The organism is Roseomonas fluvialis (genome assembly GCF_022846615.1).
GTDB classification, from domain to species: domain Bacteria; phylum Pseudomonadota; class Alphaproteobacteria; order Acetobacterales; family Acetobacteraceae; genus Neoroseomonas; species Neoroseomonas fluvialis.
This window is the reverse complement of sequence record NZ_AP025637.1, coordinates 2,771,656-2,784,020: the sequence shown is the minus strand read 5'-3', so window position 1 is coordinate 2,784,020 and position 12,365 is coordinate 2,771,656. Positions and strand designations below refer to the sequence as shown.

Here is a 12,365-nt window from a genome sequence, read left to right as displayed (position 1 = left end):
GCAGGCATGGTCACATAGGTGTGACGCCGAAGCGGGTACCTCATGCGGACGATGACGCAGCTGGCTGTCCTGGCCCTGGTCGGTGCTGCCGGGGCGGGGTGGCATTTCTACGGTGACAAGGTCGGGCTGAAGCCGCCGCTGGAGATGCTTGGCCTGCAGGCGCCGCCCGCGCAGGGTGGCGGTCGCGGCGGCGGGCCGGGCGGCCCGGTCGGCGTGATCGTGCAGCCGGTGCGCGTGGCCCAGGTGGTGGACAAGGTCGAGAGCGTCGGCACGGTGCGCGCGCGCGAGGCGGTGACCATCACCTCCAAGGTCGCGGGCATCGTCGAGACAATCAACTTCAGCGAAGGCCAGCTGGTCGAGGCGGGGTCGACGCTCGTGCAGCTCGATGCCGCCGCACTGCGTGCCGAGCTCGACCAGGCGCGGGCGCTGATGGACGATGCGCGGAACCAGCTGGTGCGTGCGCGACAGTTGCAGGCCGGGCAGACCATCGCGGCGCAGCGGCTCGAGACGCTGGAAGCGCTGGCGCGCCAGGCGGAGGGGCGGGTGCGCCAGGCGGATGCGCGGCTCGAGGAATTGCGCGTCAATGCACCCTTCGCCGGGCGCGTCGGCCTGCGCCAGGTGAGCCCGGGCGCGCTGATCCAGCCGGGCACGGTGATCACCACGCTGGATGACACGGCGCGGGTGCGGGTGGAATTCTCGGTGCCGGAGGTGCATCTCGCGCGCATCCGCGTGGGCAGCGCCGTGACGGCGCGCAGCATCGCCTATGGGGACCGGCGCTTCCGCGGCACGGTCGCGGTGATCGACACGCGAATCGACCCCGCGACGCGATCGGTGCGCGTGATCAGCGAATTCGACAATTCGGACGAGGCGCTGCGACCTGGCCTGTTCCTGACGGTGGAACTGGTGCTCGAGGAACGCGACCGCGCGTTGCTGGTGGCCGAGGAGGCGATCGACCCGGTGGGCGACCGCGCCTTCGTCTTCGTGGTGCGCGACGGGCGCGCGCGGCGCCAGGAAGTGAAGCTGGGCCTGCGGCTGCCCGGAGAGGTCGAGATCCGCGAAGGGCTGAATGCCGGCGAGCCGGTGGTGGTGCGCGGCATCCAGCGCCTGCGCAACGACCTGCCCGTGCGGGTGGTCGAAACCCTGACACGACCGACGAGCTGAACGGCGATGGTGCTCTCCGACGTCTCGATCAAGCGGCCGGTCTTCGCGACCGTGATTTCGCTGTTGCTGACCGTGCTCGGCATCTTTGCGCTGATGCGCATGCCGATCCGTGAATACCCGGCGATCGACCCGCCCATCATCCAGATTACCACGACCTATCGCGGCGCGTCGGCCCCGGTGGTGGACAGCCAGATCACCGAGATCCTGGAAGGCGCGGTCGCCGGGATCGAGGGCATCAAGGTGATGTCGTCGCAGTCGCGTGACGAGCGCAGCCAGATCACCATGGAGTTCCTGCTTTCGCGCAACGTGGACAGCGCGGCGAACGACGTGCGTGACCGTGTTGCGCGCGCCTTGGCGCGGCTGCCGGAACAGGCGGATACGCCCGTGGTGGCGAAGGTGGATGGCGACAGCCGGCCGATCCTGTGGATCGCGCTGGCGTCGGACCGCCTCACGCCGCTCGACCTGACGGATATCGCGCGACGTCGAATCGTGGACCGGCTCGCGATCGTCGAGGGGGTCGCGCAGGTGCTGATCCAGGGCGAGCGGCGCTTCGCCATGCGCGTGTGGATCGACCGCCAGGCGCTGGCGGCGCGCAACCTCACGGTGCAGGACATCGAGGACGCGATCCGTCGCGAGAATGTGGAACTGCCCGGCGGGCGGATCGAGAGCACGGCGCGCGAACTGACCGTGCGCACGGATTCCCGCATGAGCCGGCCCGAACAGTTCCGCGAGATCGTGGTGACGCGCGCAGCGACCGGTGCGCAGGTGCTGCTGGGCGAGGTGGCGCGCGTCGAGGTCGCCGCCGAGGATACGCGCGGCGCCTATCGCATCAACGGTCGGCCCGCCATCGGCCTGGGCATCCTGCGGCAATCCACCGCCAATACGCTGTCGGTGGCGAATGGCGTGAAGGCCGAGATGGAGCGCATCCGGCCGTCATTGCCCGAGGGGATCGACGTCATCGTCGGTTATGACGAGAGCCTGTTCATCAGCCAGTCGATCTACGAGGTCGAGCACGCGCTGATGATCGCGCTCGCCCTCGTTGTCGGCGTGATCTTCCTGTTCCTGCGGTCGGTGCGCGCGACCATCATTCCAGCCGTGGCGATCCCGGTGTCGATCATCGCGTCCTTCATCGCGACGGCCGCGCTGGGATTCTCGGTGAACGTGCTGACGCTGCTGGGCCTGGTGCTGGCGATCGGCCTGGTGGTCGATGACGCGATCGTGGTGCTGGAGAACATCCATCGACGCATCGAGGAAGGCGAGGACCCGCTGCTGGCATCGTTGCTGGGGGCGCGCGAGATCGCGTTCGCGGTCATCGCGACCACGCTGGTGCTGGTCGCGGTCTTCGTGCCGCTATCCTTCATGGGCGGCAATACCGGGCGGCTGTTCACGGAATTCGGGCTCGCGCTGGCGGCCTCGGTGGTGTTCTCGGGGCTGATCGCGCTGACGCTCACGCCCATGATGTGTTCGAAGCTGCTGAAGCCGCACGAGGGCGAATCCTGGCTGATCCGCGTGACCGAGCCGTTCTTCCTGGCGCTGAACGGGTCGCTGCGCTGGACGTTGGACCGCGCGTTGCGCGCGCCCGTGCTGGTGCTGGGGGCGTCGGCCCTGCTGTCGGCCTTCGCGGTCGTGCTCTATGCGGCGCTGCCCAAGGAATTCGCGCCGACCGAGGATCGCGGCGTGGTCATCATTCCGACCACGGGGCCGGAGGGCGCGTCTTTCGGCTACACGATGGAACACGTGCTGCAGATCGAACGCCTGCTGCAGCGCTATGTCGAAAACGGGGAGGCGGTGGCGGTCTTCGCGACCGTCGGCGGGTTCTCGCGCCCCGCGGTGGGCAATGTGGCGAACATCTTCATCCGCCTGGCCCCCTGGGCGGAGCGCAGCCGCAAGCAGCAGCAGATCGCCGCCGAGGTATTTCCGCAGATCGCGCAGATCCCGGGCGTGCGCGGCTTCGCGCTGAACCCGCCCTCGCTCGGCGCGCGCGGTTTCCAGCCGCCGGTGCAGTTCGTGATCGGCGGGCCGGACTACGACACGCTGATCGGCTGGCGCGACCAGTTCCTCGCGCGCGCGCGGGAGAACCCGAGGCTGCTCAACCTCGACCACAACTTCAAGGAGACCAAGCCGGAGGTACGGGTCGAGATCGACCGGCGCAAGGCTGCCGACCTTGGCGTGTCGATTGCCGCGGTGGGACGCACCATCGAGACGATGATGGGCTCGCGCGAGGTCACGACCTATGTCGTGGGCGGGCAGGAATACAAGGTGCTGCTGCAGGCGCCCGAGGAGGCACGGCTGTCGCCCTATGACCTGCAGAACGTATTCGTGCGCACGGCCTCGGGCGGGCTGGTGCCGCTGTCGAACATCGTGACCATGTCCGAGCGCGCGCGCGCGCAGACGCTGTCGCGCGAGGACCGTGTGCGCGCCATCACCATCACAGCGTCGCTCGCGCCGGGCTACTCGCTGGGCGATGCGTTGGCCTACATGGATGGCGTGGCGCGCGAGGTCCTGCCGGGCGATGCGCGCATTTCGTATCGCGGGCAGTCGCTGGAATTCCGGGAATCCTCGGGCGCACTCTATCTGACCTTCGCGATGGCACTGCTGGTGGTGTTCCTGGTGCTTGCGGCGCAGTTCGAGAGCTTCATCCACCCCTTCGTGATCCTGCTGTCGACGCCTCTCGCGATCACCGGCGGGCTGCTGGCGCTGTGGTGGACGGGGCAGTCGCTCAACGTGTTCAGCCAGATCGGCATGATCCTGCTGATCGGGCTGATGGCGAAGAACGGCATCCTTGTCGTGGAATTCGCCAACCAGCTGCGCGACCGGGGCATGAGCGTGCGTGACGCGGTGCTGGAGGCGTCCGTCGTGCGGCTGCGGCCGATCCTGATGACATCGATCGCGACCGTGCTGGGCGCGGTGCCGCTGGCGATGGCGACGGGCGCGGGGGCCGAGAGCCGTTCGGCGCTGGGCGTCGTGATCGTGGGCGGCATCACGCTGTCGACCTTCGTGACGCTCTATGCGGTGCCGGCGCTGTACCTGCTGCTCGCCCCCTACACCAAGCCGATCGGGGCCATCGCCGCGAAGCTGGCCGCGCTCGAGACGAACCGCGGCAAGGGGCACGGGCCGCAGCCGGCGGAGTGACGCGCGGCGCGGGACGGGGTAGCCTCCGGCGCCATGCCGACGGGGGAATAGCCGGATGACTGAAGGACGTCGCGCCATCGCGGGGCGCACGGGGGGCAAGCTGCTGGCCGATGCGCTGGTGGCGCAGGGTGTCACGCATGCCTTCTGCGTGCCGGGCGAATCCTACCTCGACCTGCTCGATGGGTTGTACGCGGTGCGCAACCGGCTGCAGCTGGTGACCTGCCGCTTCGAAGCCGGCGCGGTCCATATGGCGGAAGCCTACGGCAAGCTGACCGGCAAGCCAGGGGTGGCGATCGTCACGCGCGGGCCTGGCGCCTGCCACGCCGCGATCGGCGTGCATGTCGCCTTCCAGGATTCCACGCCGCTGGTGCTGCTGGTGGGGCAGATCCCGGTCGAGGAGACCGACCGCGAATCCTTCCAGGAAGTGGACTACCGCAAGATGTTCGGCCCGCTCGCGAAGTGGGTCACGCAGATTGACGACGAGAAGCGCATCCCCGAACTGATGGCGCATGCCTTCGATGTCGCGACGTCGGGCCGGCCTGGCCCGGTGGTTGTCGCGATCAGCGAGGAGATGCAGAAGCGCATGGCCTCGGTGCCGGATATCGGGCCCGCCGATGTGCTGCCGCCGAACCCCGCCCCCGATGCACTGCCGCGCCTGATGAAGATGCTGTCGGCCGCTGAACGCCCGCTGGTGGTGCTGGGCGGGTCGCGTTGGTCCGACCAGGGCAAGGCGGACATCCGCGACTGGCTGCTGGCCAATGACCTGCCTGTGAGCGTCGCGTTCCGTCGCATGGGGCTGTTCGATGGCACCTCGCCCAACTACGTGGGCGACCTGGGCGTGGGTGCGGATGCCGGGTTGGTCGCGAAGGCGAAGGAGAGCGACCTGATCCTCGCGATCGGCACGCGCGTCGGCGAGCCGGTCAGCCAAGGCTACACGCTGTTCGACATGGCGGGCGCGACGCCCATCGTGCATGTCTATCCCGACCAGGCTGAGATCGGGCGGGTGTACCGGCCCGCGCTCGGCATCGTGAGCGAGGTCAATGCCTTCGCCGCGGCGGCCAAGGCGGCGGGGGCGGTGAAGAAGCCGGCCTGGTCCGCATGGACAAGGGAATTGCGTGCGCTGCGCGTCGCGCAGGCGACGCCGCCCGACTACGAAGGCCCGCTGAACCTGGCGGTGGCGCTGCAGGCGCTCGAGAAGGAACTGCCCAAGGACACCATCTTCACGACGGACGCGGGCAATTTCGCGACCTGGCCCAACCGCTTCATGCATTTCGGCGAGAAGCAGGATTTCCTCGGGCCGACCAACGGTGCGATGGGCTATGCGGTGCCGGCGGCGATCGGCGCGAAGATCACCTATCCCGATCGCGCAGTGATCGGCTTCGTGGGCGATGGCGGCTTCCTGATGACGGGGCAGGAAATCGCGACCGCGTTCCATCACGCGGTGAACCCGGTGATCCTGGTGTTCAACAACCAGATGTACGGCACCATCCGCATGTACCAGGAACGCACCTATCCGGCGCGGGTCTCGGGCACGGCGCTGACCAACCCGGACTTCGCCAAGTTCATCGAGGCCTTCGGCGGCCATGGCGAGATCGTCGAGACGACCGAGCAGCTGGTGCCCGCCGTGAAGCGCGCGCTGGCGTCCGGCAAGCCCGCGGTGGTCGAGGTGCGCACCAACCCCGAGCAGGTGACCAACCGCGCCACCATCGCCGACCTGCGCGCGCAGGCGGCGAAGGCGGCGGGTGCGGCGGCGCCGGTGCCCGCGCAGGCGGTGCGCACGCCCGCCCCACGCCGGACCGGGCCGCGGCCGCGCTGATACGGCGCGCCCTTCGCCGGGCGTACCGGTCCGCGGGGTTGGCGTGTCGGCTGCGCGCGAAACCCGGCTGTTCAGGTGCTGCGGATGTCGCGCAGCACCTCCTCGGCGGTGCGCATCGCGGCGATCGCGGCGGGGAAGCCGGCATAGGCGCAGGCATGGGTGATGACCTCCGCGATCTCCTCTTCGGTGCAGCCATTGTTGATGGCGCCGACCAGATGGCCGCGGAGTTCGTGGTGCTGGCTGAGCGCCACCAGCATGCCGATCGTCACCATGCTGCGTTCGCGCCGCGTCAGCGTGTCGCGCGTCCACAACGACGCGTAGGGGAATTCCTCCGACAGGTGCCGCAGCGCCTGGTTGAGCGGCGTGGTGGAGGCATCGCGCTTCGCCATGTAGGCGTCGCCCAGCACCTCGCGCATCGCGGTGCGGCCGGTGGTGCGCAGGGCGTCGTGGGCGGCTTCGTCGGTCATGATGGGTCCTCCTGCGGCCATCCTAGGCGCGGTCGCCGCGCATGACGAAGACGCTGCTGGTGGTCTGGCATTCCAACACCGGCGGTACGCGCGCCATGGCGCAGGCTGCCGCGGATGCGGCCGCCGAACACGGCGTGCGCGTGCGGCTGCTGCACGCGGGCGCGGCGACGCCGGACGATGTGCTCGGCGCCGATGGCTATGTCTTCGCAACACCTGAGACACTCGCCGCCATTGCCGGGCCGATGAAGGATTTCTTCGACCGCGCCTACTACCCGGTGCTCGGGCGCATCGAGGGGCGGCCCTATGCGCTGATGGTCTGCGCGGGCAGCGACGGTTCGAATGTCGTGCGCCAGGTGGCGCGCATCGCGACGGGCTGGCGCCTGCGCGCGGTGGCGGAGCCGATCATCGTGTGCACGCGCGCGCAGACGCCCGAGGCGATCCTGGCGCCGAAGACAATTGCGGCGGAGGATCTCGCCCGCTGCGTGGAACTCGGCGCGACGCTCGCGGCGGGCATGGAAATCGGCGCCTTCTGACGTTGTCGCGCGGGCGCGAAGGCGGCACAGTCGCTTCAACCCCGAGACGGAGACCGATCGCATGACGCAGTGGCGCTGGATGCTGGGTGGCGCAGTCGCCGCCATGTTGGGGGCGCAGGCCGCGGTGGCGCAGGCGCCGCAGCCACGGGTCTTCCGAATGGCGACCAGCGTGGATGCCGCCACGCTTGACCCGCATGCGACCAATGCGCTGTTCACCTTCCTGGTGGTGCATCAGGTCTATGAGGGCCTGACCTGGCGCGGCGACGACCTGAAGGTCCATGCCGGGCTGGCGACACGCTGGGAACAGGTGGAGCCGACGCGCTGGCGCTTCCATCTGCGCGACGGCGTGCGCTTCGCCGGCGGCGAGGCCTTCGAGGCCGATGACGTGGTGTTCTCGATCCAGCGCGCGCTGGCGCTGACCTCCAACTACGGCATCTTCGTCGATACCGTGGTCTCGGCGGAAGCGCGCGACCGCCTGACCGTGGACATCGTCACCCGCGTGCCCGACCCCGTCGTGCCCGACAAGATGACGCGCATCATGATCATGGATCGCGGCTGGTCGGAGGCCAACCGCGCCACCGTGCCGCAGAACTTCGCGCAGCGGGAGGAGACGTACACCGTCCGCAACGCCAACGGGACCGGCCCCTTCGTGATCCGCTCGCGCGAGGTCGACCAGCGCACCGTCATGGTGCGCAATCCGGCCTGGTGGGGTGCCAGCACCGCGACCGGCAACGTCACGGAATACCATCACGTCACGCTGACCTCCGACGCCACGCGGATCGCCGCACTGCTGTCGGGCGAGGTGGACATGGTGCATGTCGTGCCGGTGCAGGATGTCGCGCGCATCCAGCGCAACCCGCGCCTGCGCGTGCTCGAGGGGCAGGAGAACCGCACCGTCTGGCTCGGCATGCGGCAGGACGTGGATGAACTCGCGGGCAGCGACGTGCGCGGGCGCAACCCGTTCCGCGACCTGCGCGTGCGCCAGGCGGTGGCGCATGCGCTCGACCTCGATGCGCTGCGCCGGACCACGCTGCGCGGGCAGGGCGTGCCCACCGGCAGCATGTGGACGCAATACGTGAATGGCTGGTCGCAGGATGCCGATCGCCGCACGCCCTACGATCCCGATCGGGCGCGCGCGCTGCTGACGGAAGCGGGCTATCCGAACGGGTTCAGCGTGCCCTTCGATTGCCCGGTGGGTACCTATGACGAAGCCTGCCAGGCGGTGGCGGGGATGCTCGCGCGCGTTGGCATCCGCGCGACGCTGACCATCCATCCGAATGCGGTGTTCTCGCAGCGCGTGCGGCGGCAGGAGCCGATGTTCTACGGCCTGTCCTGGGGTGTGCCGACCTTCGACGCCAGCTACACCCTGCGCGCCATCATGGCGTCGCGCAGCGTGGGTGGTGCCGCTACCTGGAATGCCGGCGGCTGGAGCAATGCGGAGTTCGATGCGCTGCTGCCGCGCATCGACGCGGAGCAGGACCCCGAGGCGCGGCGCGGCCTGATCCGCCAGGCGCATGCGCTGCACAACGCGCAACTCGGCCACATCCCGATGTACCACATGATGATCCCCTGGGCGCATCGCACGGGTGTCACGGTGGCGCACCGCGCCGACAACCAGGTGCAGGTGCGCGAGATCAGGGTGGACTGACGCGGCCGCGTCAGCACGCAGTGTTGGCGTGGCGGCTGCGCGCGGCGTCAGGCGGCGCGCCAGCCGATCCAGTCGGCGATGCCCTGGCCCATCACGCGCTCCATCTGCGGCCCCTGCAGCCAGGGCAGTTCCTCGGTGAACAGCGTGATGCACTGGCGCCAGGAACACGGCATGCGCGTGATGTCGGTGCCCCAGAAGAAGCGGTCCGGGCCGAAGGCGTCGTACAGGCGGTGCAGCCCGTCATGGATGTCGCGGAAGGGATAGGGCAGCAGCGAATGGCATGGCGCGCCCGTCGCCTTGAGCGCCACATTCGGGAAGCGCGCCAGCGCGCAGGCGGCGTCCACCTCCGCAAAGGCATCCGCACCCTTGCCGCCGCGTTTCACGCCGCAATGGTCGATGATGAGCCGCAGGTTTGGATGGCGTTCGGCGATGCGCGTGAGCTCGGGCAGGAAGCGCCAGGCCAGCGTCGCGACGGGCAGGCCGGCGTCTTCCGCCGCGGGCCAGAGCCAGTCCATCGTGCCGTCGAAGGGCCAGGTCTGCTGGTCGGCGCGCACCAGCGGGTAGCGCAGGCCGCATTGTCCGGGGCGTTCGCGCCAGGTCGCGAGCAAGGGGCGGCTGGTCGCGGGCTGGTCGAGCGGCACCTGGCCCAGGATGCACAGGCGCTGCGGGTGCAGCGCGGCCGCCGCCTCGCATAGCGCATTGGCATCGAGGTCCCAGGAGACCGGCGGGTGGAGGACGGCGGCATCCACGCCGGCCTCGTCCATCTCGGCCAGCAATTCGTCGACGGTGAAGGCGGAGACCTGCCGGTGGTCGCCGCTGGGCGTGCCGCTGCCCCAGATATGCACCTGCGCGTCGATGATCCGCATGGTCAGGCTCCGGGCAGCTTCATGTTCGAAAAGCGGGTGTCGAGGTGCTCGATCTCGAAGAACCCCGCATCCGGGCCGAAGGCCTTGTAGATCGGGAAGGTCTTCATCACGCCGAGCGTGACCGAGCTTTCGAGCGGCGAGATGAAGCCGCAATCCATATCGAGGTAGTGCGCCTGCCGCGACCAATGCGCGAGTTGCTGCGCGGTGACGGCGCAGAAGCCGCTATGCGGGTTGGCGGCGCGGCGGAAGGTGATGGCGCCGCGGCCGGGCGTTCGCAGGCCGAGCAGCGGTTCGTCGGGCAGCGCGTCGGTCCAGCGCGAGATGGCGCCGGGGCGCAGGTCGCCGTCGATCCAGGTCTTCAGCGTGGGGCCGGCGGGGTTCCATTCGTAGCGGTTGGGCATCAGCAGCCGCTTCCAGCCAAAGGCGTCCTGGAAGGCCATGATGCGATCGAAGAAGCCGGCGTCGGCGACGCGCAGGTCGTCCTCGGACTGGCAGAACAGGTCGTAGGCGTTGCGGGTCTCGGCGAAGATGCGCCGCGCGGCGAAGCCCAGCATGCGCGGGTTGTCGACCTGCACCTTGATGTGGCGCACGCCGCGCGCCTTGGCGTGTGCGTCGTCCAGCAAATGGTCGGTGCCGTTGGTGACGACGCAGATATCCAGGCCATCGACGCTGCCGCGGATGCGCTCGAAGCGCTTGTGCTCGATGTCGAGCGTGGTGGTGGGGCCGAAGGTGCCGCGCCAGGAATCGATCACGCCGCGGAGCACCGTCGCGCGCTGGTCGCGCCGATGCGCGTCGGTCGAGGAATGCGTCGAGCCTTCCTCGGCCTTGAAGTAGTGGATGATGGCGAGCAGGACGCGCATCAGCGCCCTACCGCGTAGCCTTGCATGCCACGCGGATTGGCGCCGGCGCGGATGGTGCCGTCGGGTTCACGCCGCGCACCGGTCAGGCGGCCTTCGGACCATTCGCCGCCCATCTCCGCCGCATGGCCGCGGGCGGCCAGGTCGGCCAGCACGGCCATGTCGTAGCGGCCTTCGATCACGACCTTGCCGGGCTTCGCCCCGCGCGGCCAGAAGCTGCTGATCCAGTGTTCGGAATGGAAGGCAGGCAGGTCGATCGCCTGCTGGATGTTGAAGCCGTGGTTGACCATGCGCAGCAGCATGATGGCCTGCCACTGGTCCTGCTGTTCGCCGCCCGGCGTGCCGAAGGACATCCAGGGCTTGCCATCGCGCAGCACCATCGAGGGCGAGAGCGTGGTGCGCGGACGCTTGCCGGGCTTGAGGCCGTTGGGCAGGGATTCGTCCAGCCAGAACATCTGGCAGCGCGAGCCCAGGCAGAAGCCGAGTTCCGGAATGGTGGGCGAGGATTGCAGCCAGCCGGCGGACGGCGTGGCGCTGACCATGTTGCCGTGGCGGTCGATGACATCGACATGGCAGGTATCGCCGCCCGAGGCGCCGAGGCGCGAGACGGTGGGTTCGCCCGAGCCCATCGCGGCGGCGAGTTCCTGCGACCGGCGCAGCGCGGCCGCGTAGTCGGTGCGTGGCGCGCGGCCATCAGGGCTGCCAGGACGGAAGTCGTTGTTCGCGGTGGGGCCGATCAGCGCGCGGCGCGCGTCGGTGTAGGCCTTGGACAGCAGTGTCGGCATCGGCACGTCGGTGAAGTCCGGGTCGCCGTAGAAGGCCTCGCGATCGGCGAAGGCGAGCTTCATGGCTTCGATGACGTGATGGATGAAGTCGGCGCCGACCGGGTCCATCGCGGCGACATCGAAGCCCGACATCAAGGCCATGGTCTGCAGCATGGCGGGGCCCTGGCTCCAGGGCCCGCATTTCAGGATGGTGTGGCCGTGGTAGTCGAGCGTGAGCGGCGTTTCGATGGTAGCGGACCAGCGGGCCATGTCGTCGGCGGTGATGACGCCGCGGTGGCGTTGGCCGGAGGTGTCCATCGCCTCGGTGCTCGCGGCAAAGCGCCCCACCGCCTCGGCGACGAAGCCGCGGTACCATGCGGCGCGGGCGGCATCGACCTGGTGTTCACGGCTGCCGCCGGCGTCCTCGGCCTCGCGCACGACGCGGGCGTAGGTGTCGGCCAGCGTCGGGTTGGCGTAGAGCGCGTTAGGCTCCGGTCCGCCATTGCGCAGCCACAGCGCGGCCGAGGTCGGCCATTCGGATTCGAACAGCGGGCGCACGCTGTCGATCGTGGCGCGCACGCGCGGCACCATGGGTGCGCCGTGGCGCGCATAGCCGATCGCGCAGGACAGCACGTCCCGCACTGACCAGGTGCCGTGGTCGCGCAGCATGAGCATCCAGGCGTCGAAGGCGCCGGGCACCGGCGTCGCGAGCAGGCCGGTGCCCGGCATGATCTCGGCACCGAGGCTGTTCATGTGCGCCACCGTCAGCCCCGCGGGCGCCGGACCCTGGCCGCAGATGACCTGCTGCGCGCCGGTGCGCGCGCTATGCAGGATGATGGGGCAATCGCCGCCTGGGCCGTTCAGGTGGGGTTCGACGATCTGCAGCGCGAATCCGGCCGCAGCCGCGGCATCGAAGGCATTGCCGCCGCGTTCCAGCACGGACATGCCGACTTGGCTGGCGAGCCAATGGGTGGAGGCGACGGCGCCGAAGGTGCCGATGATCTCGGGGCGGGTGGTGAACATGCTGGGCGGCTCCTTGGCCGGGAAGCCGATGGTTGCCATGCGGTCGACGGGCATCGGCGCGTATCCCCCGGGGCTTGCTTCGGACGTCGTCGCGCAGC

The 12,365-nt window shown here is 69.5% G+C and carries 9 protein-coding genes; 5 read left to right on the top strand and 4 right to left on the bottom strand.

What is annotated here, in order from left to right:
* Window positions 1–51: 51 nt before the first annotated feature.
* The 3 genes from MWM08_RS13470 to MWM08_RS13460 are packed head-to-tail and all read left to right on the top strand — an operon-like array spanning window position 52 to window position 6,109.
* Entirely contained in the window at window positions 52–1,161 is a 1,110-nt protein-coding gene (locus tag MWM08_RS13470; RefSeq protein WP_244406949.1) for an efflux RND transporter periplasmic adaptor subunit, read from the top strand.
* 6 nt (window positions 1,162–1,167) lie between these two features.
* Window positions 1,168–4,293 carry an efflux RND transporter permease subunit gene (locus MWM08_RS13465; protein WP_244406948.1) on the top strand — a complete coding sequence of 1,042 codons (3,126 nt, stop codon included), beginning with the start codon at window positions 1,168–1,170 and terminating at the stop codon, window positions 4,291–4,293.
* 55 nt (window positions 4,294–4,348) lie between these two features.
* Entirely contained in the window at window positions 4,349–6,109 is a 1,761-nt protein-coding gene (locus tag MWM08_RS13460) for a thiamine pyrophosphate-dependent enzyme (RefSeq protein ID WP_244406947.1), read from the top strand.
* Between the two features lie 71 nt (window positions 6,110–6,180).
* Here MWM08_RS13460 and MWM08_RS13455 read toward each other — a convergent pair whose 3' ends face one another.
* Complete coding sequence (locus MWM08_RS13455; RefSeq protein WP_244406946.1) at window positions 6,181–6,576, bottom strand: carboxymuconolactone decarboxylase family protein; 396 nt, start codon at window positions 6,574–6,576, stop codon at window positions 6,181–6,183.
* 41 nt (window positions 6,577–6,617) lie between these two features.
* Here MWM08_RS13455 and MWM08_RS13450 point away from each other — a divergent pair, with 41 nt between their 5' ends.
* Window positions 6,618–7,109 (top strand): flavodoxin family protein, encoded by a 492-nt coding sequence (locus MWM08_RS13450; RefSeq protein ID WP_244406945.1) that lies wholly within the window; start codon window positions 6,618–6,620, stop codon window positions 7,107–7,109.
* A gap of 61 nt (window positions 7,110–7,170) precedes the next feature.
* Window positions 7,171–8,757 carry an ABC transporter substrate-binding protein gene (locus tag MWM08_RS13445; RefSeq protein ID WP_244406944.1) on the top strand — a complete coding sequence of 529 codons (1,587 nt, stop codon included), beginning with the start codon at window positions 7,171–7,173 and terminating at the stop codon, window positions 8,755–8,757.
* A gap of 47 nt (window positions 8,758–8,804) precedes the next feature.
* On the opposite strand, the gene MWM08_RS13440 is transcribed toward MWM08_RS13445, so the two are convergent.
* From MWM08_RS13440 to MWM08_RS13430, 3 genes are read right to left on the bottom strand one after another with little or no spacing between them, the layout of a single operon-like run.
* Window positions 8,805–9,623 carry an amidohydrolase family protein gene (locus MWM08_RS13440; protein ID WP_244406943.1) on the bottom strand — a complete coding sequence of 273 codons (819 nt, stop codon included), beginning with the start codon at window positions 9,621–9,623 and terminating at the stop codon, window positions 8,805–8,807.
* Window positions 9,624–9,625: 2 nt separating this feature from the next.
* Window positions 9,626–10,483, bottom strand: coding sequence for a hypothetical protein (locus MWM08_RS13435; protein WP_244406942.1), 858 nt, complete (start codon window positions 10,481–10,483; stop codon window positions 9,626–9,628).
* Window positions 10,483–12,321, bottom strand: coding sequence for a gamma-glutamyltransferase family protein (locus MWM08_RS13430; RefSeq protein WP_341482816.1), 1,839 nt, complete (start codon window positions 12,319–12,321; stop codon window positions 10,483–10,485). Before MWM08_RS13430 ends, MWM08_RS13435 begins: the two co-directional genes overlap by 1 nt.
* Window positions 12,322–12,365: the final 44 nt, after the last annotated feature.

Coding starts and splice junctions, on each gene's coding strand:
- MWM08_RS13470 (WP_244406949.1), top strand. CDS start 52: ATGACGCAGCTGGCTGTCCTGGCCCTGGTCGGTGCTGCCGGGGCGGGG.
- MWM08_RS13465 (WP_244406948.1), top strand. CDS start 1,168: ATGGTGCTCTCCGACGTCTCGATCAAGCGGCCGGTCTTCGCGACCGTG.
- MWM08_RS13460 (WP_244406947.1), top strand. CDS start 4,349: ATGACTGAAGGACGTCGCGCCATCGCGGGGCGCACGGGGGGCAAGCTG.
- MWM08_RS13455 (WP_244406946.1), bottom strand. CDS start 6,576: ATGACCGACGAAGCCGCCCACGACGCCCTGCGCACCACCGGCCGCACC.
- MWM08_RS13450 (WP_244406945.1), top strand. CDS start 6,618: ATGACGAAGACGCTGCTGGTGGTCTGGCATTCCAACACCGGCGGTACG.
- MWM08_RS13445 (WP_244406944.1), top strand. CDS start 7,171: ATGACGCAGTGGCGCTGGATGCTGGGTGGCGCAGTCGCCGCCATGTTG.
- MWM08_RS13440 (WP_244406943.1), bottom strand. CDS start 9,623: ATGCGGATCATCGACGCGCAGGTGCATATCTGGGGCAGCGGCACGCCC.
- MWM08_RS13435 (WP_244406942.1), bottom strand. CDS start 10,483: ATGCGCGTCCTGCTCGCCATCATCCACTACTTCAAGGCCGAGGAAGGC.
- MWM08_RS13430 (WP_341482816.1), bottom strand. CDS start 12,321: ATGCCCGTCGACCGCATGGCAACCATCGGCTTCCCGGCCAAGGAGCCG.